This is a genomic window from Sphingomonas sp. (assembly GCF_019749955.1).
Taxonomy (GTDB): domain Bacteria; phylum Pseudomonadota; class Alphaproteobacteria; order Sphingomonadales; family Sphingomonadaceae; genus Sphingomonas.
The window spans coordinates 33,548-55,839 of record NZ_JAIEPC010000020.1 but is presented as its reverse complement, the minus strand read 5'-3'; the positions used below and the strand labels follow the sequence as shown (position 1 = coordinate 55,839).

Genomic DNA, 22,292 nt, shown 5'->3' with positions numbered 1-22,292 from the left:
GGTCAGGACGCGAGGCTGAGGACGATCAGGAAGAACAGCGCCCCCGCGATCACCGCCGACAGGAGCAGCACGAACGTTCGCCATGCGGCGCCGAAGCGGCCTACGCCATAGGCGCCGCGCAATTGCTTGTACATGTGGAGTGGCGGGCCGAACACGAAGAGGGTGGCGATTACGCCAGCGGGCAGGCCGATTGCGCGCAGCACGCTCAACCCCACCGCACCCAGCGTCATCGCCGACAGCGAGTAGATGGCGAAGATCGCGTGGTCATAGGGGCCAACGCTGCGGTGCCAGAAGAATAGCAGCCAAATGAAAGGCAGGGAGATTGGTACCAGCGCCCAGCTGAATTTATAGGCGCTCGATTGCACCTTATAAAGGAACAGTTCGGGCGATTTGGAGGCCTTTTTGATCTTGTTGTCGAGTGTCGCCGAGCCTGTATGGATGTTGAAATTTTGCTTCCCGAACTCATCGCTCGGGCTGGACTTCCCATCGATCATATCCTTGGCCGCGCGTGCACCTTTAAGGTCCTCGCGAACCGAATCGAGTTCATCCCGAAGTTTTTTGACCCTGTCGTCGATCGTGCCAGTGCTGCCACCCTTGGCCTTGATCGCCGATCGTTCGGCTTCGAGAGCGGCGAGCTGCGGTGACAGCTTGGCGTCGAGCGCCTGATTCTTGTCGATTGCTGCCTTCAGTTCGGTCGTATTCAGATTGATAAAGCTGTCGTCTTTGCCCGGCGTGCCAAATGGCCCGCCGATCGTCTCGAAGGTCGCGACCATCAGGAAGACCGAGAACAGGAACAGCGCGAGTGGCGAGACGAAGCGCACGCGCTCGCCCGCGATATAGCGGCGGGTGAGCGATCCCGGCTTGTAGAACAGCATCGGAATCGTGCGGTAAATCTTGCCTTCGAAATGGAACACGCCGTGCAGCACGTCGTGGACGATCGACCAGAGAGTCTTGTGGACATGCGCCGCCTGGCCGCACGCGTGGCAATAGTCGCCGGTCAGCGGGGTGCCGCAGTTGAGGCAATTGCCGTGCGCGTGCGCGCCATGCGCCGATGCTTCGCCAGCCTCGGGCTCAAGCGCGCGCCCGATGAGGCCGCCGGTGGCGAGATCGCCTGCTGCTTCGAATCCCCCTTGCATCGCCCTAGCGTAACAACACACCACGCCGAGCGCGACTGCTTATTGTGCAGGTGCGTTGGCGGATGGCTTGCGCCGTGATAGCGTGGCCGTGATGACCGAGATGATGACTCCGGAAGCGCAAATCAGCGCGATGGCGGCGGCGGCGCGCGGCGCCAGCAATGCGCTGGCGCGCTTGCCGAGCGCCACCAAGGCGGCGGGGCTACGCGCAGCGGCAGCGGCGATCCGCGCGGCGGAAGCGACGATCCTCGCGGCGAATGCGCAGGATATGGCGGGCGGCGCGGCACGGGGACTCTCGGGCGCGATGCTCGATCGGCTGCGGCTCGATCCCGCACGGGTGGCGGCAATGGCGGAGGGCGTCGAGGCGGTCGCGGCGCTCGATGATCCAGTTGGCGCGATGATCGACACCCGGATCGCGCCCAGTGGCATCGAATTGAGCCGCGTGCGCGTGCCGATCGGCGTGATCGGCATCATTTACGAAAGCCGCCCCAATGTGACGGCTGATGCCGCAGCGCTCTGCGTCATGTCCGGCAACGCCGTTATCCTGCGCGGCGGTTCCGAAGCGGCGGCGAGCAATGCCGCGATTCACGCGGCTTTCGTGCGCGGACTGGCCGAAGCGGGGTTGCCGTCGGGGGCAGTCCAGCGCGTCGCGGCGACCGATCGCGCGCTGGTCGGGGCGATGCTGACGGCGGCGGGCGAAATCGACATGATCGTCCCGCGCGGCGGCAAGAGCCTTGTTGCGCGCGTGCAGGCTGATGCGCGCGTGCCCGTGCTAGCGCATTTGGACGGGATCAATCATGTCTATGTCCATGCCTCTGCCGATCCGGCGATGGCGCAGGCGATCACCGTCAACGCCAAGATGCGCCGCACGGGGATTTGCGGGTCGATGGAAACGCTGCTGATCGATCGCGCGTGGCCGCATGCCGCGCCGCTGATCGAGGCGCTGGCAGCAACCGGGTGCGAAGTACGCGGTGATGCGGCGGCACTAGAGCTTGTCCCGGCGATCGGCGCGGCGTCGGCTGAGGATTGGGACACCGAGTATCTCGACGCGATCGCCTCGGTCGCGCTGGTCGACGGCGTAGATGGCGCAATGGCGCACATCGCGGCGCACGGATCGCACCACACCGACGCGATCGTCGCCGACGATGCGGCCGTCGCCGAACGCTTCCTGAGCGAAGTCGACAGCGCGATCGTGCTGTGGAACGCCTCGACGCAATACGCCGATGGCGGCGAGTTCGGCCTGGGCGCGGAGATCGGTATCGCCACCGGTCGCCTGCACGCGCGCGGCCCGGTCGCGCTGGAGGGGCTGACGACGTACAAGTGGATCGGGCGCGGGGCAGGGCAGGTGCGGGGTTGACCGAATACGCCGCCTGTATAGGTTTGCGACATGAAAAACGTCATCGTCACCGCTAGTTTGGGTCGCAAAACTGTGAATTGCGTCGCGTCTATTGGTGGACATGGCCCGTCGCACTTAATTGACGGGGCCATCGCCAAAGCGGCCCAGCGCGAAGCGACCTTTTTCGCTTTCGTGCAGGAAGGGATTGACGATCTCGACGCCGGGCGCACGGTTTCGCATGAGGACGTCATGGCCGAACTCGATGCAATAATCGCGAAGCATCAGGCGCGATGTTCAGCCTGAAGTGAGCGCGGCAGATACAGGCTTGATCGCGACTTTGACGCTCTGGCGTCCCGTCGGCCCCGCAGAACTCGCACTCATCGAAGAGTCTGGTATGACGGCGTTTCCGCCGCGATTACCGGACCAGCCGGTATTCTACCCGGTGACGACCGAAGAATATGCCGTGAAAATCGCGCGCGATTGGAATGTCCCCGCCAGCGGATCGGGCTTTGTTACGCGCTTTGAAGTCGAGCGAAGTTTTATCGACCAGTATCGCTTGGAGGATGCAGGCGGTCGCGCCCATCAGGAATATTGGATTCCAGCCGAGGATTTGGCAGCATTCAACGAGGCAATTGTCGGGACAATCTCGGTCGTTCGCCGCTTTCCCGAATGACCCGCATCGGCATTCTCGGCGGGTCGTTCAACCCTGCGCACAAGGGGCATCGCTCGATCAGCATGGCGGCGTTTGTCGCGCTCGATCTTGACGAAGTGTGGTGGCTGGTGTCGCCCGGTAATCCACTGAAGGAAGGCGTGCCCGATATGGCACCGCTCAATGTGCGGATGGCGTCGGCGCGGCGGATGGCGCGGCATGCACCCATTCGCGTGACCGATATCGAGTGTCGGCTCGGCACGCGCTACACGGTCGATACGATCGACAAGCTGACGCAACTGTACACGCGAAAGCAGTTCATCTGGCTGATGGGGGCCGATAATCTCGCCCAGTTCCACCACTGGCGCGGCTGGCGGCGGATTGCGCACAAGGTTCCGATTGCGGTGATCGCGCGTCCGGGCTATGATGCTGCTGCCCGCGCGGCCCCCGCGATGGGTTGGTTGCGGCGGTTCGTCCACCCCGCATATCAGGCACAAGACTGGACGAGGTGGAGTTTGCCGGCCCTCGTGCTGCTGCGCTTTCGCCCCGATAAGACTTCGGCGACCCGGCTGCGCGCCCTTAATCCGGGTTGGGCCGATCCCGCCTGGCAAACCCGTTTTCTAACCCCCGACAGTCACAGCGGGCATGTCGACCCGCCTTCACCCTAGGAGTTCCCTTGGCATCATCCCCGCAAGCTTATCGTTCGCCCGACGCCGACAGCGTCGAGGCGCTGCATCAGCTCGTCCTTGCCTCGCTCGACGATGACCAGGCGGTTGATGCCGTCTCGATCCCGCTGGCGGGCAAATCGAGCATTGCCGATCACATGGTGATCGCCAGCGGCCGCTCGACGCGTCAGGTCGCGTCGATGGCGTCGAAGCTCACCGAAAAGATCAAGAGCGATCTCGGGCGTTCGGTGCGCGTCGAAGGCCTGCCGACGGCCGATTGGGTGCTGATCGATGCGGGCGATGTGATCGTCCATCTGTTCCGCCCCGAAGTCCGCAGCTTCTACAATCTTGAGCGGATGTGGGCGTTTGGCGACGCGCCGGTCGCCGTGCCTGACGCCAGCGCGCACTGATCCTTGCTGCTGCACATTGTCGCGCGGGGGCGGATCGGGCGCTCGCCCGAGGCTGAGCTTGTCGACCGTTATGTGAAGAGGCTGAGCTGGCCGGTGAAACTCACCGAATTGCCCGATACCGGCGGCAAATTGCCGCCGATCGAGGGGCAGACCAAGCTGGTGCTGCTCGATGAAACGGGCGAGATCATGCCGTCGATGGCCTTTGCCGAGCGGCTCGGCCGCTGGCGCGATGACGGCGTGCGCGAGGCGCGGTTCATGATTGGCGCAGCGGACGGCTTTGACGATGCCGAGCGCGGAAAGGCCGATCTGCTGCTGTCGTTCGGGCGCGCGACCTGGCCGCATCTGCTCGCGCGCGCGATGCTCGCCGAGCAACTCTACCGGGCGACGAGCATCCTTGCCAATCACCCCTATCACCGCGAAGGTTAGGTCATGCGGCGCGTGATCATTGGGGCTTTGGCAGCAGTGGCGGGATTGGCCGCGCTCCAGCCGCTTGTCGCTGCCGATGAGCGCGGCCGCCTTGCTGCCGCCAAGGCGCAGTCGGCCGCCGCCCAAGCACGTGCCGACAAGCTCGAGGCTGCTGCCGCTGCCGAACGCGACGAAGCGCGGCAGGCGCAGGCACAGGAAGCGGCTGTCGCCGCGCGCGTCCAACGCGCCGAGGCGGATATCGCGGCGGCGCAGGCGCGCATCGCGCTGATCCGCGCCCAGCTCGATAATCAGCGCACGACACTGGCGGGACAGCAGCAGCCGATCGCCAGGCTGCTCGCGGCGCTCCAGTCGCTCGCGCGGCGACCCGTGGTCGTCAGTCTTGTCCAGCCGGGGTCGGTCAGTGATCTGGTCCATACCCGCGCGGTACTGGCCACGGTCAGCCCGGTGGTGCGCGCACGGACAGCAACGCTGCGCGGCCAGCTCGAACGCACGCGGCGGTTGGAGGAAGGGCAGCGACTGGCGGTGAAGAACCTTGCCGACAGCCGCACCGCGCTCGAGGCGCAGCGGCTGGCGCTCGCGCGGCTCGAAGCCGACCACCGGCTCAAGTCGCGCGCGCTCGGCCGTAATGCGCTGTTCGAATCGGATCGCGCGATTGCGCTCGGCGAACGCGCGCGCGATCTGGTCGACCAGATGAGCCAGGCGAGCGACGGCGCCAGCACGCGCGCTGATCTCGAAGGGCTGCCCGCGCCGCTCCCGCGCCCGCTCAAGCCCGGCGAAGCGACACCGCCCGCCGATGTGCAGGCAGGCTTGGCGACAGCAGTGCCGCCCTACAAGCTGCCGGTTGCGGGCAAGGTCGTCGCCGGGCTGGGCGAATTGTCCGACGCCGGGGTCCGATCGCGCGGGTTGACGATCGAAGCAGCGGCGGGCGCGCAAGTGGTCGCTCCCGCGGCGGGCCGCGTGCGCTATGCACGGCGGTTTCGCGGCTATGGCGTAGTGGTCATTCTCGACCATGGCGGCGGCTGGACATCGCTGATTGCCCAACTCGCCGACACCGGGCTGCGCGTCGGCGACAGCGTCGCACAGGGGGCGCCGATTGGCCATGCGGCGGCGGGCGACTCCGCGCGCGTCACCGTAGAGCTCCGCCGCCGCGACCGTGCGATCGACCTGACCCGGCTGCTGGGCTGAAGCATCGTTGAATGCGCGCGATTAGGCGCTACACTGGCGCCAGCTTCCCCCGATGAAAGTGCCGCGTTTCCATGACTCGTTCGATGCCCCGCCAATTGCTTCAGGCCACCGCGATCGTTGCCGCGCTCGCGCTCGTTCCCGTCACCACGGCGGCGATGGCGCAGGTCGATACCGACACCTACCGCGAACTCGACCAGTTCATGGACGTCTACAACCTCGTCAAGGCGAACTATGTCGACAAGGTCGACAACAAGGTGCTGGTAAAGGGCGCGATTCAGGGAATGCTGTCAGCACTCGATCCGCACAGCTCCTATGAAGACGGCGCCGATTACGAAAATTTGCGCATCCAGACCGAGGGCAATTATGGTGGGCTCGGCCTGTCGGTGACGTCGGAAGACGGCGCGGTCAAAGTGATCACGCCGCAGGAAGACACGCCCGCCTGGCGCGCCGGCATCAAGTCGGGCGATTATATCACGCATATCGACGGCAAGCTGCTCTATGGCCTGACGCTCGACGAAGCGATCAGCCAGATGCGCGGCAAGCCCGGCACCAGGATCAGCTTGCGGCTGGTCCGACGCGGCGCCGAAAAGCCGATCGAAGTGACGCTGACGCGCGAACTGATCATCCAGAAGCCCGTCAAATGGGACGTCAAGGGCGACATCGGCATCATCAACATCAACACCTTCTCCGAACGCACCGGCGACTATACGCGCGATGCGATTGCGCAGATCCGCAAGAAGCTGGGGCATGACCCGATCGGCTATGTCGTCGATCTGCGCGACAATGGCGGTGGCTTGTTGAACGAGGCGATTTCGGTGTCGGACGCTTTCCTCGATCACGGCGAAATCGTCTCGCAGCGCGGCCGCGAGAAGACCGACATCCAGCGTTATTATGCGCGTGCGGGCGATGATACCAAGGGGCTGCCGGTGGTGGTGCTGGTCAATGCCGGTACCGCTTCGGCATCGGAAATCGTCGCAGGTGCGCTGCAGGATCAGCACCGCGGCCTGATCATCGGCGAGCGCAGCTTCGGCAAGGGATCGGTCCAGTCGCTGCTCAAGCTCGGGCCGGCCAGCGAAGTCCGGCTGACGACCGCACGCTATTTCACGCCCTCGGGCCGGTCGGTGCAGGAAGGCGGGATTGATCCCGATGTCGTCGTCCCCAACCTGAGCGATCCTGATTACAAGACGCGACCCGTGTTCCGTGAGGATGATCTGCGGCGCCATCTGATCAACGAGGCGAAAGTCGACAACAAGGTGCTTGAGGAAGATACCAAGCCTGATCCGCGCCTGACCGCCACGCCCGACGCGCTGAAGGCCAAGAATATCGACGATTACCAGCTCTATTACGCGCTGCAGACGATTGCGCGGCTGGGTGGCCCGACACAGGTCGCGACGATTGCGCGGCTCGGCACACCGCTGCCGAAGCTTAACGAGCCCACGCCGCCTGCGCCCCAGAAATAACGATGACCGATCGCAATTTTTCGGCTGCGCGCGGGCTGGCGCTGCTTGTGCCCGGCGCGCTGATGGCCGGGGCGCTGGGGTCGCAATATCTGGGCGGGCTGTATCCGTGCGAGATGTGCCATTGGCAGCGCTGGCCGCATTATACCGCAATCGTGATCGCGCTGCTGGCGTTCGTGGTCCCCAATCGCGGCACGGCCAAGACGCTCGTCGCGCTGGCGGCGCTCGCCATCCTGACCAGCGGCGCGATTGGTGTCTTTCATGCAGGCGTCGAATATCATTGGTGGCAGGGTATTACGCCGTGCAGTTCGACGATGCAGGGGACGGGCGGCACGCCTGAGGAAATTCTCGCGCGGATCATGAAGGCGCCGATCGTGCGCTGCGACGCGCCGCAATGGACCTTGTTCGGTATTTCGCTCGCCGGATTTAACGCGCTCTTCTCGCTGCTGGGCGGCGCCACCATCTTGGCGCTGCTGGCACGAAGGAGCAGAGCATGAGCAGGTGGAAGCCCGGCGACGCCAGACGGCGGACCCACGCGATGATCCGCGTCGATCAGGCGGGCGAATTTGGCGCGACGCGCATCTATGCCGGGCAGCTCGCTGTCCTCGGCGATCAAGGCGAGACCGCGCGGGCGGTGGCCGGCATGGCCAATCAGGAAGAGCGTCACCGCGCCTTTTTCGACAAGATGATGGCGACGCGCGGCGTGCGGCCGACCCTGCTCCAGCCGATCTGGAATGTTGCGGGCTTTGCGCTCGGCGCGGTCACGGCGGCGCTCGGTCCTGAGGCTGCGATGGCCTGCACCGCCGCTGTCGAAACCGAAATCGACCGGCATTATAGCGAACAGCTTGAGGCGCTGGGCGACAGCGATCCCGAGTTATCGCACGCGATCGCCGATTTCCAGGCCGATGAGCTCGAGCACCGCGACGCGGCCTTTGCGGCTGGTGCCGAAAATGCCCCGGCCTATCCGCTGTTGAGCGGGATGATTCGCCTCGGATGTCGGGTGGCAATTGCAACTGCCAAGCGACTATAGCATTGATGTTCCGACCGAGGCGCAGGAGAGATGCGATGCTGAAGCCGATGACACTGTTCGCAATCGCCACGGCGATGGCACTGCCAGGCCTTGCTGCGGCACAGACCCAGCCGACCCCGTCGACTCTGCCGCCCCCCACGATCTTCACGCCGAAAGGCCCCACGGCGCCCACGCCCCGGCCCGAGCCGACCGCCGCGATGCCGGAATCGCGTGAGGCACCCGTCAACGGCGTGTTGTTCCTCTATGGTGAGCGGGCGAAATGCCCGACCGATGCGAACGGCAATGAAATCGTCGTCTGCGTGCGCCGTCCGGCCGGCGAACAATTCCGCATCCCCAAAGAGATTCGCCCCGAATCAATCAAGCCCGAATATCAGAGCTGGGCCAACCGCTCCGACGGCATCCTGGAGACCGGCGGAACGGGAATCGGTAGCTGCGCACCCGTTGGCATCAGCAATAGCGGCTGCATCGTCCAGCAGTTCAGGCGCGCGCGCGCTGATAACAAGGCGCGCAAGGAAGCCGACGCAGCCAATACGCCACAATAAGGGTTGAGCTTGGGGGGCAAGGCAGCACTGGCGGGAACGACGGGCGCGGCGCGACCCAAACCGCTTGGCGCCGACAGGTTTGAGCGGGCGCTGGCAATCGGCGCGATCATCATGCTCGGCTTCGTGGTCGCTGCAATCCTGCGCGGGCAGCCATCGTGGCCGCGCGTGCCGCTTACGCTGTGGATCCATCTCGCGACGATGATCACCGCCCTCGCGTTGACGCCGGTGATGTTGCTGCGGCGTCGGGGTGACCGGCCCCACCGCCTACTCGGCACGATTTGGGTCGCGGCGATGCTGCTGACCGCACTCGACACCTTGCTGCTTCGCCTCGTCAATCACGGCGGTTTCAGCATCATCCATCTCCTGTCGCTGTGGGTGCTGATTCAGGTGCCGCTGATTTGGTGGTCGGCGCGCAGCCACAATATCCGCCAGCATCGCAGCGCGGTGCGCGGCATGGTGTTTGGCGCGCTGCTGATCGCCGGATTCTTCACATTCCCGTTCAATCGCCTGCTGGGCCAGTGGTTGTTCGGCTGAGCCATGGGGTGGCTGGCCGATCGCCGCACGGTGCCGACGCTGCTGTTTGCGTTGGTGTGGCTGTCGTGCGGCTGGTTCGGATCATGGGAGTTCAACCCCAATAACTCGACCCGGCTGTTCGCGGCAATTTCGCTGGCTGAACAGGGCGATGCAACGATCGATGAATTCGCTCATCTGACGATCGACAAGGCGCAATTCGGCCGACACACCTATCTCGACAAAGCGCCGGGGATGACGCTGCTCGCGACGCCGATTGTCGCGGGCGCGTTTGTCGCGACGGGGGAGGGTGCGCGGCGGCTCGAAAAGCGGATCGAGGCGCCCGATCTGACGCGCTATCTGCGGCTGCGGCTAAGGCTCGCGACGGTGTTCATTACCGGGTTGCTGACGGCGCTGGCGGCGGTCGCGCTGTGGTCGTTGGCGCGCGGATTGACGGGAAGCGATGATGCCGCGCTGTTCGCCGCGCTTGCCTATGGGCTCGGGACGCCGGTGTGGGGATGGTCGACCACCCTGTTCGGCCATGCGCCCGTCGCCGCGCTCTGGATGATCGCGATCTGGGCAGTGTGGCGCGGCACCCCGGGCCGGGGTTCCTCGCGCCATGCGTTGATCGCGGGCGCGGCGCTCGGCTGGGCGGTCGCGATCGAATATCAGGCCGTGCTCGGTGGCAGCGTGATCGGCCTATGGGCGTTATGGCGCCTGCGCGGGCAGACCGGGGCATGGCGCGCGGCTGCTTGGGCGGTTGCGGGTGGCGCGACGGCGGGGCTGGCACTGATCGGCTACAACCTCCTCGCTTTCGGGACACTCTTCCGGCTCGGCTATCAAGGCGTGGTCGGGTTTGACGGGATGCAACAGGGGCTGTTCGGGCTGACGACGCCCAAGTTCGGAGTGCTGATGGAAATCCTGTTCGGGCTGCGGCGCGGGCTGTTCTGGGTCGCGCCGGTATTGGTGCTGGCGCCGATTGGCCTGCTGCGGCTCGCGCGGATCGATCGGACGATGGCGCTGATGCTGACGGCCGTGATCGCCGTCGTGCTGCTGGTGAATGCGAGCTATTTCTATTGGGACGGCGGCTTTTCGACCGGCCCGCGCCATTCGGTGCCCGCGATCCCGATGCTGGCGCTCGCGCTCGCGCCGCTCTGGGCAGGGCTTGAGCGCGCGCGCGCCCGGATCGCAGGGGCAGTGCTGCTGGCGCTCTCGATCGCGATCAACCTGGCGATTGCCGCGACCGAGATCGTCGCGCCCGAAAGCTACCGCTTTCCGCTGTGGCGCCCGATCCTCGCTGAGGATTGGCCGCGCGGCCTGTTCCGCGATGTGCCGGGCGAGTTCTGGGGGTGGTCGCATTGGGCCGGGATGGCGGCGTATCTGCTGCTTGCAGGCGTGCTGGCGGCGGCGCTGGTCAACGCAAGGCGCGCACGATTGGTCGACGCGCGAGTTTGAGCTTCACTTTGCAACCGCAATCGCCCATGCGCCGCGACCATGGTCGAGAAAATTTTGGCGGTATTGGCGGGCTTCACCATCTGGGTGATCAGTTCGGGGGGCTACATCGGCATCGCGGTGCTGATGGCGATCGAGAGCGCGTGCATCCCGCTCCCGTCCGAGATCATCATGCCGTTCGCGGGTTACCTCGTCTACAAGGGCCAGATGAACCTGTTCCTCGCCGCAACGGCGGGCGCGATCGGGTGCAATCTGGGCTCCATCATCGCCTATGAAGTCGGCAAGCGCGGCGGACGGCCGCTGCTGCTGCGCTATGGCAAATGGGTGCTGATCGGCGAAGGCGAGATCGACGCCGCCGACCGCTTTTTCGCGCGCTTCGGCAATATGGCGGTGCTGACCGGGCGGCTGCTGCCCGCGATCCGATCGTTCATCGCCTTCCCGGCGGGCGTCGCGCGGATGCCGCTGGTGCCGTTCCACATCTACACTTTTGTGGGATCATGGCCGTGGTGCTTCGGGCTGGCGTGGCTCGGGATGGTGCTGGGCGAGAAATGGGACAGCGACCCGCGTGTGAAAGCGGCGTTCCACTCGGCGGATGCACTGATCGGGGTGGTGCTGGTGGCGGGCGTGGTGTGGTTCGTCTGGCACCGGCTGCGGGGGAAGAAGCGGGCTTAGGTCTCGCGCGTCAAGACTTCCCAATTCCCAACCGTTCGTCCCGAGCGAAGTCGAGGGGCGGGCCACAAGCGACACGCCCAGACCCCGTGTCTCGACTTCGCTCGACACGAACGGGGGTTAAGGCAATTCCAACCGCGCCGCTGCCGCTTGCGTTCGCGCATCCCGGCCCGGCGCGCCCTTGGCCGCCAGCGCCTGATAGCGCGCCAGCGTGTCCGCATCCGCGCGCTCGGGGGAGCCGCTGTCGAACGGCGGCGCGGGATCATATTCGAGGCTCAGCTGCACCAGCCGCGCATGCGCTTCGCCGCGAATCGCCGCCGTCAGCGCGAGCGCAAAGTCGATCCCCGCCGTCACCCCGCCGCCGGTCACGCGGTTGCGATCGAACACGACGCGGGCATGTTCCGGGATCGCGCCGAAGCTCGCGAGATGGTGGTGCTGCGCCCAATGGCAGGTCGCGCGATAGCCCTGCAGCAACCCCGCCGCACCGAGGATGAGCGAGCCGGTGCACACGCTCGTCACCCAGGTCGCTTCCGCCGCCGCGTGCTTCACCCAGGCCAGCGTATCGGTATCGTCGATCGCATCATTGACGCCGAATCCACCCGGCACGCACAAAATGTCGGGTTGCGCCGCATCGGCAAAGGTCGCGGTCGGCAGCAGCGAGAAGCCCGCATCGGTCGGCACCGGCTCAAGCGTTTTCGCCACCAGATCGACGCGGACATTGCCCAGCCGCGACAGCACTTGCGCGGGGCCGGTCAGGTCGAGCTGGGTGACATTGGGAAACAGCAGAAAGGCGACGCGGATCGGCGAGAGATCAGTCATGGCGGGGCTCCATCGGTCGGTGGGATGCCCAGGCGATGCGGCGGATCGAGGCCGCGCTCCCCGGTGGTGCTCCACCTAATCGCCAGTCGCGCGGCGCTGGATAAGTTACCCGAATGCGTGATGTTAAGGAAGCGCCCTCAAACCGTTTGCCCTGAGCTTGTCGAAGGGCCGTTCTTCTTTTGGGAAGACGTCGAAAAAGAAAGACGGTGCTTCGACAAGCTCAGCACGAACGGCGTTAGCGGAGGTGAATAGACGCAGGTTACCAGAAGCGGCTCCCCGGCACGCCCTTGAACGGTCCCGCCAGATTCGGCGTGATCCAGCCGCCGTAAAAGCCGCCGGGCTGCGGCGTCACCTGCTGGCCATCGACGAGCACCTCGTCAAAGGGCGCAGCGTAGAAGGCGATGTGGTCGCGCAACAGCGCAAAACCTGCCGTCGGTTTGGGATAGAGCCAGCCGACGCCGGGGAGCACATCATCGCCGATCATGACATCGACATAGCGGGCATGGCCCTTCCATTCGCAAAAACTCGACCCCGAGGCTGGGCGCAGCCATTGCTGGTCGATGTCGTCGGGCGGGAAATAATAGGTCGGCGGGTGGCTGGTCTCGAGCGTGCGGATCGCGCGGCGCGTTTCGGCGAGCGTCACCCCGCCGTGGCGGATCAGCAAATGTCGGCCCGTGCGTTCGGCGCGGGGCGGACGGGGGTAATCCCACACGCTTTCTTGGCCCACGCCAACGGGATCGCGCTGCACGCTCACCGCGCGAGCCGCTGCAGGGCGGGACGCACCACCAGAAAACGCCGGTAAAGCCATTCAAGCGCGCCGAGCACCCAATTGTTGCGGGCCGCTCGTCCCAGCAGGCGCAGCAGCGGGATCGCGCGCCACATTGCCGCAAAAGCCCCTGCACCCGACAGCATCACACCATCCTCGCGCGCATGAAAGCGGGCCAGCAATGCCGCCCGGTCGATCGGGCACGAACCGTCGCCGGTGACATCGATAAACTCGATTCGCCCGCGCCGGTCGAGCCGCCGCATAAGCGCAATTTCGCGCGTGCACAGCGGGCAATCGCCATCGAACCAGACCGTCAGCTGCGTCATAGGCGTGCTATGGGGGCAGCGCGCGGGGCTTGTCACGACCCACGGCCCGAAATCCCGTATTGTCGCGGGTCGTCGCCACCCCACATTCGCCAGGCCGCTTTAAAAGGAAAACAGTTTGGCCATCGATCGCACCAAAAATCCGGGTCTGCGCGTGCCGAGCGGGCGGCTTTCGCGACTCGCGCGCTTTGGTGGCCTCGCCACCAACATCGCGGGCGGCATGGTGCTCGATGGCGCGCGGCAACTCGCGGCGGGCAAGCGTCCTTCGGTCAGCGACTTGCTGCTGACTCCTGCGAATGCGCTGAAGGTGACGCACCAGCTTGCCCAGCTGCGCGGCGCGGCGATGAAGCTTGGCCAGCTCGTGTCGATGGACGCGGGCGAGATGCTGCCGCCCGAACTCGCCGAAATCCTTGCGCGGCTGCGCTCCGACGCGCAGCACATGCCCGATCGCCAGTTGCAGACGGTGCTGACGCAGCGCTGGGGCCGCGACTGGCGGGTGAAGTTCCAGTCCTTCTCGCCGCGCCCTTTTGCCGCCGCCTCAATCGGCCAGGTCCACCGCGCGCGCACCCGCGACGGGCGCGATCTGGCGGTGAAGATCCAGTACCCCGGCGTCGCGCGCAGCATCGACAGCGATGTCGATAATGTCGCGACCTTGCTGCGGATGTCGAACCTGTTGCCCAAGTCGCTCGACATCGCGCCGTTGCTGGTCGAGGCCAAGCGCCAGTTGCACGAGGAGGCCGATTATGCGCGCGAGGGAGCGTGTCTGGTGAAGTTCGCCGAGCTGCTCGCCGATGCGCCCGAATACCGCGTGCCGAAGTTCCACCCCGACCTGAGCGGGCCGGAAATCCTCGCGATGGGCTATGTCGAAGGGATGCCGGTCGAATCGCTCGCGCGCGCCAGTCAGGAGGAGCGCGACCGCGTGATGCTGTTGCTCAGCACGCTCACTTTGCGCGAGTTGTTCGAATTCCGGCTGATGCAGACCGACCCCAATTTCGCCAATTACCGCTATGATCGCGCCAAGGGGCAATTGGTGCTGCTCGATTTCGGTGCGACGCGGGCGTTCCCGGCCGAAGTCGTCGCCGGTTACCGCAAGCTGTTCGAAGCCGCGCTGGCAGACGACGCGGCGGGTGCGCGCGATGCATTGGTCGGGCTGGGCCTATTCTCGCCGCGCGCAGTCGAGCGGCACCGCAAGTCGATCGACGCGATCATCGAACATGGGCTTGAGCTGTTCCGCCGCGAAGGCATTTTCGACTTCGGCAATGTCGCCGCCGCCAATGCGATGCGCGACGAGGGCCTCGACATCGCGGCCGATCGCGCCAATTGGCATATCCCGCCGGTCGATGCGCTGTTCCTGCAACGCAAGATCGCGGGCGTCTATCTGCTGGCGACCCGGCTCAAGGCGCGGGTCGACGTGCGCGCGTTGATCGAGGCGCAACTCGCTCAGACGGCGAAGGCGGACCCCATCGACCAGCCGAGCGCGGGCGCCTTGGCTTCGTAAGCTGCGATGGCGGGATCGTCGCGGAGCGTAATCGCGATTTCGTCGAGCCCTTCGATCAGGCATTGCCGCCGGAACGGATCGAGCGTGAAGTCGAACGACAGATTGCCGCGTTTGACCGTCATCGAGTCGAGGTCGACCATGATTTCGGAGTCGGGCGCGCCGACCATCAACTGATCGATCGCGGCTTGCGGCAATTCGACCGCGACGAGGCCATTCTTGAAGGCGTTCCCGGCAAAAATATCCGAATAGCCCGGTGCGATGACGGCGCTGAAGCCGCGATCCATCATCGCCCACACCGCATGTTCGCGGCTCGATCCGCAGCCGAAATTGGCGCCCGCGATCAGGATCGGCGCACCGGCATAGGCCGGGTCGTCGAGCACCGATCCCGCCGCGCGCAGCCCTTCGAACGCATATTGGCCAAGGCCCGTGCGCACGGTCGTCTTCAGGTGATCGGCAGCGATGATCATGTCGGTGTCGACATTGGCAAGGCCGAGCGGGCAGGCGCGCCCTGTGATGCGCGTGACGCCGCTCACGCCATTAGCTCGCGCACATCAGTCAGCCGCCCGCTCACCGCAGCAGCGGCGGCCATTGCGGGCGACACCAGATGCGTGCGCGCCCCCGGCCCCTGGCGACCCTGGAAATTGCGGTTGGAGGTGGAGGCGCAGCGCTCGCCCGGCGGCACGCGATCAGGGTTCATCGACAGGCACATCGAACAGCCCGGCTCGCGCCATTCGAAGCCCGCGTCGATGAAGATGCGGTCGAGCCCCTCGGCCTCGGCCTGGCGCTTGACGAGGCCGGAGCCGGGGACAACCAGTGCCTGCTTGATCCCGGCGTGGATGTGGCGGGTGCCGACCACGGCAGCGGCGGCGCGCAGATCCTCGATCCGGCTGTTGGTGCAGCTACCGATAAACACATGCTCGATCGCGACATCGGCCATCCGCGTCCCCGCGCTCAGCCCCATATACGCGAGCGATTGCGCGGCAGCGACGCGCTTGGCGGGATCGTCGAAGCTGTCGGGATCGGGGATCACGCCGTCGATCGGCGCGGTATCCTCGGGGCTGGTGCCCCAGGTGACGGTGGGGGCAATGGTCGACGCGTCGATCATCACACTCTTGTCGAAGCACGCGCCTTCGTCGGTGGCGAGCGTTTGCCACCACGCGACCATCTTGTCCCAATCGGCGCCGGTGGGTGCCATCGGGCGCCCTTTCAGATAGGCGAACGTCGTCTCGTCGGGCGCGATCAGGCCCGAGCGTGCGCCTGCCTCGATCGACATGTTGGCGACCGTCAGTCGCCCTTCCATGCTGAGCGCGCGGATCGCTTCGCCACGATATTCGATGACATGGCCATTGCCGCCCGCAGCACCAATCGTGCCGATGATCGCGAGGATCAGGTCCTTGGCCGAAACGCCGAAGCCCAGCGCGCCGTCGACCCGGACTTCCATCGTCTTGGCGGGTGTTAGCCGTAACGTCTGCGTCGCGAGCACATGCTCGACTTCGCTGGTGCCGATACCGAACGCGAGCGCGCCGAGCGCCCCGTGCGCTGCGGTATGGCTGTCGCCGCACACCACCGTGGTGCCGGGGAGGGTGAAGCCCTGTTCGGGGCCGACGACATGGACGATGCCTTGGGCTGCCGCGCCGTCGGGGATGTAGCGCACGCCGAAATCGCGCGCATTGGCATCGAGTGCGGCAAGCTGTGCTGCGCTCGCCGGATCGGTGATGGGCAGGCGATTGCCCGCCGCGTCGGTGCGCCGTGTCGTCGGCACATTATGGTCGGGCACTGCCAGCGTCAGGTCGGGCCGCCGCACACGCCTTCCCGCAGCCCGCAGGCCTTCGAACGCTTGTGGCGAGGTGACTTCGTGCACCAGATGGCGGTCGATATAAATCAGGCAGGTGCCATCGCCCTGCCGCGCGACGACATGCGTGTCCCAGATTTTCTCGTACAGCGTGCGCGGCGTCATGGTCAAAAGCCTCGATTGCTCGACATCAGATCAACATGCGCGTCGCGCGCGGCGAGCCGCGCGTCAAGCAGGCGGCGAATTTCGGCGCCCATCGCCGAGCAGGAAGCATCACCGCCCAGATCAGCCGTCAGCACCGTTCCGCGCAACGCATCGTCGAGCGCGGCGCGTAAGATAGCGGCCTCGCCGGTGAGGCCCAGCCCATCCTCCAGCAGCATCGCCGCGCTCGCAATCGCGCCGCATGGGTTGGCGAGGTCCTTGCCCGCGATATCGGGGGCCGAGCCATGGATCGGCTCGAACACGCCGGGGCCGCCGTCACCGATGCTGGCCGACGCCAGCAAGCCGATCGATCCGGCAATCACCGACATTTCATCCGACAAGATGTCGCCGAACATGTTTTCGGTCAGCAGCACGTCGAAGCGGCGCGGGTGCATCACCAGCGCCATTGCGGCTGAATCGACATACATGTGGTCGAGCGCGACATCGGGGTAGCCGCGCGCAACATCCTCGACGGTGCGCCGCCACAGCTTCGAGGTGGCCAGCACATTGGCCTTGTCGACCGAGGTGACGCGCTTGCTCCGCCCGCGCGCAGCCTTGAACGCGACGTGCGCGACGCGCTCGACCTCGGCGCGGGTGTAGGTGCACAAATCGCTCGCGACGCAATCGCTCAGCTTCTTCTCACCGAAATAGCTGCCGCCGGTAAGCTCGCGCACCACCAGCACATCGGCGCCCTCGGCGATTTCGGGGCGTAGCGGCGAGAGATGCTCCAGCCCCTTGATCACGCGTGCGGGGCGAAGATTGGCGTAGAGTCCGAGCACCGCGCGCAATTCGAGCAAGCCCATTTCGGGGCGCAGCTTGGCGCTGTCCCAAGCAGGGCCGCCGACCGCGCCGAGCAGAATCGCATCGGCCTCGACACAGGCACCGATCGTCGCTTGCGGCAGCGGTTTGCCGTGCCGGTCGATCGCGATGCCGCCGATCGAGCGTTCCTCGAACACGAAATTGAGCCCGCAGCGATCCGACAGCAGCTCGAGGCACAGCCGTGCCTGTTGCGTCACCTCGGGGCCGATGCCATCGCCGGGGAGTAGGACGATCTTCATGTGTCTTCCTGAATTCTGCAAAGGAAAACCCCCGATCCCGGCGGGGTACGGGCGCTCTTTGCGCGTAACATTGCAACCAAATATCGCCTGTACGCGATTTTTTATATCGTCAAGCAATCTGTGACGCTAGACGCCAATGCCAGTACCGATATCGATGGGAAAGTTGACCGAATGCCACAAAATCCTCTGCCATCACGCGATCTGGTCACCGGTGCCGCCCGCGCGCCTGCTCGCGCGATGCTGCGCGCCGCCGGCTTCGACGATGCCGCGATGGCCAAGCCGATGCTCGCGATCGTCAACAGCTGGTCCACCGTCACGCCGTGCAACATGCATTTGCGCGGCCTCGCCGATCACGTCCGGCGCGGGATCGAGGAGGCGGGCGGCACCGCCGTCGATTTCAACACGATCGTCGTCACCGATGGCATTTCGATGGGTACGCCGGGGATGCGCGCCAGCCTGATGAGCCGCGAGACGATTGCCGATTCGGCGGAGCTCGCGGTGCGCGGGCACATGCTCGACGGGGTGGTGTTCCTGGTCGGTTGCGACAAGACGATTCCGGCAGCCGCCATCGCGGCGGCGCGGCTCGATCTGCCCTGCGTGATCCTTTACGGCGGATCGATCATGCCGGGGCACATCGGCGACAAGGCCATCACGATTCAGGATGTGTTCGAAGCCGTCGGCGCGCATGGCGCTGGTACGCTCGACGACGCCGGACTGAAAGCGATCGAAGTCGCCGCCTGTCCGGGGGCGGGCGCCTGTGGGGGCCAGTTCACCGCCAACACAATGGCGCTGGCGATGAGTTTCCTCGGGCTGTCGCCGATGGGGCTCAATGACGTCCCCGCTACGCATCCCGACAAGGGCGAGACGGCGGCGGAAGCGGGCCGCGTGCTGGTGGCGGCGGTGCGTGAGGGGCGCAATGCGCGGCAGTTCATCACGCCGACGTCGCTCCGCAATGCCGCCATCGCCGGGACCGCGACGGCGGGGTCGACCAATTTGATCCTGCACCTGCTGGCGATTGCGCGTGAAGCCGGGATCGGTGCCGATGAGTTCGGACTCGACCTGTTCGATTCGCTCTCGCGCACCACGCCCGTCATTGCCGATCTCAAGCCCGGCGGGCGTTTCATGGCACCTGACATGAGCGCGGCGGGAGGCACGCCGCTGCTTGGGCGGCGGCTGATGGAAGCGGGGCTGATCACCGATGCACCGACGGTGACGGGCGCGAGCCTGTTCGAGACTTTCACCGATGCGCCTGAGACGCTGGGGCAGCAAGTGATCGTCACGGCGGGCGCGCCGATCAAGGCGCGCGGCGGCTATGGCATCCTCTACGGCAATCTCGCGCCTGATGGCTGTGTGGTGAAGCTCGCAGGGCATGACCGGCTGAGCTTTGAGGGACCGGCCAAAGTCTATGACGGCGAGGAAGCGACTTTCGCCGCACTCGAAGCGGGCGAAATCGTCGCGGGCGATGTCGTGGTGATTCGCGGCGAGGGGCCGGTGGGCGGACCCGGCATGCGCGAGATGCTCGCGGTGACGGCGGCGATCCAGGGGCGGGGGCTGGGCGATTCGGTCGCGCTGGTCACCGACGGGCGCTTTTCGGGCGCGACCTATGGCTTCATGGTCGGTCATATCAGCCCCGAAGCCGCGCTCGGCGGTCCGATCGCGCGGCTCGCGAGCGGCGACCGCGTGCGGATCGATGTCGAGGCGCGGGTGTTCGAAACCTCCGCCGATCTGGCGTCGCGACCCCTGCCCGAAGCCAAGCGGCGGCGCGATGTGATCGGCGTCTACGCCAAATATGCGCGCAGTGTCGGCTCGGCGTCGCACGGTGCGGTGACCAGTGGGGCCGATTTAAGCCCCGCCTGATTGTCCGTATTATGGCGGGCTAGGGAAGGTGCCCGCGCGCCATCCGGACAACGAGAATCGGCTCAGAACCGGCCAAGCGCGCTTGCCTCGGGCAAAAGCCTGACTTAAGAGCGCCATCGCGTCAGGTTCCCAGGGATGGGAATAATAGGGAACGCAGAAGCCAGCCTTTGGGCCGGTACTCTGCGGCTGTCCCCGCAACTGTGACCGGAGAGCGGTCGCCCAATTTTGCCACTGGTCGCGTGCGGCCGGGAAGGCGGGGCGAGCGTGTTGACCCGGGAGCCAGGAGACCTGCCTGACGCAGTCGGTCCTTTGCGCGGACGGGGTGTTCAGCGTGATCGAGGGTCTTTCCTCGCGTGACGACATCAGTCGGGGTGCGCGCGCGGAGGGCCGGAATCCGTGTCTCAGCGTCGTGTTCCCCTTGTTGTTGAGGAAGGGAAGCACATGCTTTTGCGTTACATTATTTCTGTCCCGCCGCTTTTGGTCACCGCGACACCAGCTTTCGCCGCGCACCTGCCGGTGATCCCCCAACCTATCCCCGTTCGGGCTGAGCTTGTCGAAGCCCCGTCCTTTCTCCTTACGCCGGGGGAAGAGAAGAGCAGCCCTTCGACAAGCTCAGGGCGAGCGGGAGAGGGGGGGGATGGAGTCGGAAGCGAAGCGGATCGCGCGCAAGCCGACACCGTCGTCGTCACTGCCAACCGCAGCCCCGAGCCCGTTTCGCGGATCGGCCAGTCGGTCACGGTGATCGACGCCGAACAACTCGCGCAGCGCCAGACGACCACCGTCGCCGAGCTGCTCCGCACCGTGCCGGGGGTGTCGATCATTCGCAACGGCGGCATCGGCGGCACATCGTCGGTGTTCGTTCGCGGCGCCGAAAGCGACCAGACCGTCGCGCTGATCGACGGGGTGAAGCTCAACGATCCGTCGTCGCCAGGCGGGGGATTCAACTTCGGCAATCTGCTCGTCGGCAATATCGAGCGGGTCGAGGTGCTGCGCGGGCCGTCGTCGGTGTTGTGGGGCAGCCAGGCGATTGGCGGTGTCGTCAACCTCATAACCGTCGAGCCGACCAAGGCGTTGCAGGTCAACGCGCGCGGCGAATATGGCTATCGCAACAGCGGGCAGCTCGTCGGCAACCTCTCGGGCAAGGCCGGGCCGCTCTCGATCAGCGCGGGCGGTGGCTGGTTCACCACTGACGGCATTTCCGCCTTCAGCGAAGCGCGCGGCGGGCGCGAGCGGGATGGCTATCGCAATTACGGCGCGAACGTGAAACTCAGCCTCGCGCTCGCCAAGGATGTGTCGATCGAGGCGCGCGGTTACTACGCCGACACCCGCGCGGGGTTCGACGGTTTCGCGCCGCCGACCTTTGCCTTTGGCGACACCCGCGAGGAAGCACGGACGCGCGAATTGGTCGGTTATGTCGGCGGCAAGGCGGCGCTGTTCGGCGGGCGCTTCCGCAACCGGATCGGCTTTGCCTATACCGAGATCCGCCGCCGCTCGATCGACCCCGACGGCTTCTTGCTGGAAACCTTCAACGGCAATGGCCGCAACGAACGCTTTGAATATCAGGGCAATCTCGACATCACCAAGGGGGTGAGCGCGACCTTTGGGCTTGAGCGCGAGACCTCGCGATTCACGACGGTAAGCTTTGGCGGGCCGCAATCGATCGGCCGCGCGCGGATCGACAGCGTCTATGGCCAGATCGTCGCGACGCCGCTGCCGGGGCTGACGCTCACCGGCGGCGTGCGGCATGACGAGCATGACCGCTTTGGCGGCGCGACGAGCTTTGCCGGGAGCGGTGTTTACTCGCCCAATGGCGGTGCGACCACCTTCCGCGCGAGCTACAGCGAAGGCTTCAAGGCGCCGTCGCTGTTCCAATTGTTGAGCGACTTCGGGAATACGCGGCTGCGGCCCGAACGCGCCAAGGGCTGGGATGCGGGTGTCACCCAGACCGCGCTTGGCGGGGCGGTGGAAGCGAGTGCCACCTATTTCCGCCGGACTTCGACCGATCTGATCGACTTCATCAATTGCCCGGTGCAGACCGGCATTTGCACGAACCGGCCGTTTGGGGTGTATGACAATGTCAACCGAGCGGTGTCGCAAGGCGTTGAACTGACGCTGAAACTGAAGCCTGTCGAGGCCTTGTCGGTGCAGGCGAACTACACCTATCTCGACGCATCGAACCGATCGGTGGGGAGCGCCAATTTCGGGCGCAAGCTGGTGCGGCGGCCGGGGCAGAGCATCAATGCCAGCGTCGATTATCGCTGGGCTTTCGGGCTGTCGACCGGGGCAACGGTGACGCATGTCGGCGGCAGTTTCGTCAATGCCAGCAATAGTCAGCGGCTGGCGGGTTATGTGCTCGCTGATCTACGCGCGGCCTATCCGGTGACGCGCCACATCGAAGCCTATGGCCGGATCGAAAATCTGCTCGACGAACGTTATGAGACCGTGCCGCTTTATGGCCAGCTTGGGCGGGCGGCCTATATCGGTGTGCGGGTGCGCTATTGATCCGAGAGGCGG

At 65.7% G+C, this 22,292-nt stretch carries 24 protein-coding genes and 2 riboswitches; of the genes, 17 read left to right on the top strand and 7 right to left on the bottom strand.

All coding sequences use genetic code 11. The features are described 5' to 3' along the window. Nucleotides 1-2 precede the first annotated feature (2 nt). On the bottom strand, nt 3-1,136 hold the full coding sequence (locus tag K2W81_RS06845; RefSeq protein ID WP_294102512.1) for a DUF3667 domain-containing protein: 1,134 nt from the start codon (nt 1,134-1,136) through the stop codon (nt 3-5). A 91-nt stretch (nt 1,137-1,227) separates the two neighbouring features. Here K2W81_RS06845 and K2W81_RS06840 point away from each other — a divergent pair, with 91 nt between their 5' ends. The 14 genes from K2W81_RS06840 to K2W81_RS06775 all read left to right on the top strand — a co-directional run bounded on the left by K2W81_RS06840 (nt 1,228) and on the right by K2W81_RS06775 (nt 11,467). Beyond that, nucleotides 1,228-2,490 carry a glutamate-5-semialdehyde dehydrogenase gene (locus K2W81_RS06840; RefSeq protein WP_294102511.1) on the top strand — a complete coding sequence of 421 codons (1,263 nt, stop codon included), beginning with the start codon at nt 1,228-1,230 and terminating at the stop codon, nt 2,488-2,490. Nucleotides 2,491-2,520: 30 nt separating this feature from the next. Beyond that, a complete protein-coding gene (locus K2W81_RS06835) occupies nt 2,521-2,772 on the top strand; it encodes a hypothetical protein (RefSeq protein WP_294102510.1) in 252 nt (83 codons plus the stop codon). A gap of 91 nt (nt 2,773-2,863) precedes the next feature. Then, a complete protein-coding gene (locus tag K2W81_RS06830; RefSeq protein ID WP_294102509.1) occupies nt 2,864-3,142 on the top strand; it encodes a hypothetical protein in 279 nt (92 codons plus the stop codon). After that, nucleotides 3,139-3,786 (top strand): nicotinate-nucleotide adenylyltransferase, encoded by a 648-nt coding sequence (locus tag K2W81_RS06825; protein WP_294102507.1) that lies wholly within the window; start codon nt 3,139-3,141, stop codon nt 3,784-3,786. Before K2W81_RS06830 ends, K2W81_RS06825 begins: the two co-directional genes overlap by 4 nt. Nucleotides 3,787-3,794: 8 nt before the next feature. Continuing rightward, the gene (gene rsfS, locus K2W81_RS06820; RefSeq protein WP_294102506.1) at nt 3,795-4,193 is read left to right on the top strand and encodes a ribosome silencing factor; all 399 of its coding nucleotides are present in this window, start codon (nt 3,795-3,797) and stop codon (nt 4,191-4,193) included. Nucleotides 4,194-4,196: 3 nt separating this feature from the next. Continuing rightward, nucleotides 4,197-4,619 (top strand): 23S rRNA (pseudouridine(1915)-N(3))-methyltransferase RlmH, encoded by a 423-nt coding sequence (locus K2W81_RS06815; protein WP_294102505.1) that lies wholly within the window; start codon nt 4,197-4,199, stop codon nt 4,617-4,619. A gap of 3 nt (nt 4,620-4,622) precedes the next feature. Next, nucleotides 4,623-5,804, top strand: a complete 1,182-nt coding sequence (locus K2W81_RS06810) for a peptidoglycan DD-metalloendopeptidase family protein (protein ID WP_294102504.1) — start codon at nt 4,623-4,625, stop codon at nt 5,802-5,804. A gap of 83 nt (nt 5,805-5,887) precedes the next feature. Beyond that, nucleotides 5,888-7,264: a S41 family peptidase gene (locus tag K2W81_RS06805; protein ID WP_294102503.1), complete on the top strand. Its 1,377-nt coding sequence runs from the start codon at nt 5,888-5,890 to the stop codon at nt 7,262-7,264. Between the two features lie 2 nt (nt 7,265-7,266). Next, nucleotides 7,267-7,758, top strand: a complete 492-nt coding sequence (locus K2W81_RS06800) for a disulfide bond formation protein B (RefSeq protein WP_294102502.1) — start codon at nt 7,267-7,269, stop codon at nt 7,756-7,758. Then, the gene (locus K2W81_RS06795; protein ID WP_294102501.1) at nt 7,755-8,291 is read left to right on the top strand and encodes a demethoxyubiquinone hydroxylase family protein; all 537 of its coding nucleotides are present in this window, start codon (nt 7,755-7,757) and stop codon (nt 8,289-8,291) included. The genes K2W81_RS06800 and K2W81_RS06795 overlap by 4 nt, the downstream gene beginning before the upstream one ends. A gap of 35 nt (nt 8,292-8,326) precedes the next feature. Further along, nucleotides 8,327-8,833 (top strand): hypothetical protein, encoded by a 507-nt coding sequence (locus K2W81_RS06790; protein WP_294102499.1) that lies wholly within the window; start codon nt 8,327-8,329, stop codon nt 8,831-8,833. 9 nt (nt 8,834-8,842) lie between these two features. After that, nucleotides 8,843-9,367 (top strand): DUF2306 domain-containing protein, encoded by a 525-nt coding sequence (locus K2W81_RS06785; protein ID WP_294102497.1) that lies wholly within the window; start codon nt 8,843-8,845, stop codon nt 9,365-9,367. Between the two features lie 3 nt (nt 9,368-9,370). Further along, entirely contained in the window at nt 9,371-10,798 is a 1,428-nt protein-coding gene (locus K2W81_RS06780; protein ID WP_294102495.1) for a hypothetical protein, read from the top strand. A gap of 39 nt (nt 10,799-10,837) precedes the next feature. Further along, on the top strand, nt 10,838-11,467 hold the full coding sequence (locus K2W81_RS06775) for a DedA family protein (RefSeq protein WP_294102492.1): 630 nt from the start codon (nt 10,838-10,840) through the stop codon (nt 11,465-11,467). 117 nt (nt 11,468-11,584) lie between these two features. Here the strand turns inward: K2W81_RS06775 and K2W81_RS06770 are convergent, their stop codons facing one another. The 3 genes from K2W81_RS06770 to K2W81_RS06760 form a co-directional block, all read right to left on the bottom strand. Next, nucleotides 11,585-12,283, bottom strand: a complete 699-nt coding sequence (locus K2W81_RS06770; protein ID WP_294102491.1) for a DJ-1/PfpI family protein — start codon at nt 12,281-12,283, stop codon at nt 11,585-11,587. Nucleotides 12,284-12,302: 19 nt separating this feature from the next. After that, nucleotides 12,303-12,383: riboswitch (ZMP/ZTP riboswitch) on the bottom strand. Nucleotides 12,384-12,542: 159 nt separating this feature from the next. Next, entirely contained in the window at nt 12,543-12,995 is a 453-nt protein-coding gene (locus tag K2W81_RS06765) for a DUF427 domain-containing protein (protein ID WP_294102490.1), read from the bottom strand. A gap of 38 nt (nt 12,996-13,033) precedes the next feature. Continuing rightward, nucleotides 13,034-13,375: a thiol-disulfide oxidoreductase DCC family protein gene (locus K2W81_RS06760; protein WP_294102488.1), complete on the bottom strand. Its 342-nt coding sequence runs from the start codon at nt 13,373-13,375 to the stop codon at nt 13,034-13,036. A gap of 115 nt (nt 13,376-13,490) precedes the next feature. On the opposite strand from K2W81_RS06760, the gene K2W81_RS06755 reads away from it, so the two are divergent. Beyond that, on the top strand, nt 13,491-14,870 hold the full coding sequence (locus K2W81_RS06755; protein WP_294102486.1) for an AarF/ABC1/UbiB kinase family protein: 1,380 nt from the start codon (nt 13,491-13,493) through the stop codon (nt 14,868-14,870). Here K2W81_RS06755 and leuD read toward each other — a convergent pair. From leuD to leuB, 3 genes are read right to left on the bottom strand one after another with little or no spacing between them, the layout of a single operon-like run. Continuing rightward, entirely contained in the window at nt 14,813-15,403 is a 591-nt protein-coding gene (leuD, locus tag K2W81_RS06750) for a 3-isopropylmalate dehydratase small subunit (protein ID WP_294102484.1), read from the bottom strand. The genes K2W81_RS06755 and leuD overlap by 58 nt on opposite strands. Further along, nucleotides 15,400-16,827, bottom strand: a complete 1,428-nt coding sequence (gene leuC / locus K2W81_RS06745) for a 3-isopropylmalate dehydratase large subunit (protein WP_294102482.1) — start codon at nt 16,825-16,827, stop codon at nt 15,400-15,402. The genes leuD and leuC overlap by 4 nt, the downstream gene beginning before the upstream one ends. Nucleotides 16,828-16,829: 2 nt before the next feature. Beyond that, nucleotides 16,830-17,921, bottom strand: a complete 1,092-nt coding sequence (leuB, locus tag K2W81_RS06740) for a 3-isopropylmalate dehydrogenase (protein WP_294102481.1) — start codon at nt 17,919-17,921, stop codon at nt 16,830-16,832. A gap of 171 nt (nt 17,922-18,092) precedes the next feature. On the opposite strand from leuB, the gene K2W81_RS06735 reads away from it, so the two are divergent. After that, complete coding sequence (locus K2W81_RS06735) at nt 18,093-19,778, top strand: dihydroxy-acid dehydratase (RefSeq protein WP_294102479.1); 1,686 nt, start codon at nt 18,093-18,095, stop codon at nt 19,776-19,778. A 106-nt stretch (nt 19,779-19,884) separates the two neighbouring features. Further along, nucleotides 19,885-20,089: riboswitch (cobalamin riboswitch) on the top strand. A 130-nt stretch (nt 20,090-20,219) separates the two neighbouring features. Then, nucleotides 20,220-22,280 (top strand): TonB-dependent siderophore receptor, encoded by a 2,061-nt coding sequence (locus K2W81_RS06730; protein ID WP_294102477.1) that lies wholly within the window; start codon nt 20,220-20,222, stop codon nt 22,278-22,280. Nucleotides 22,281-22,292 lie beyond the last annotated feature (12 nt).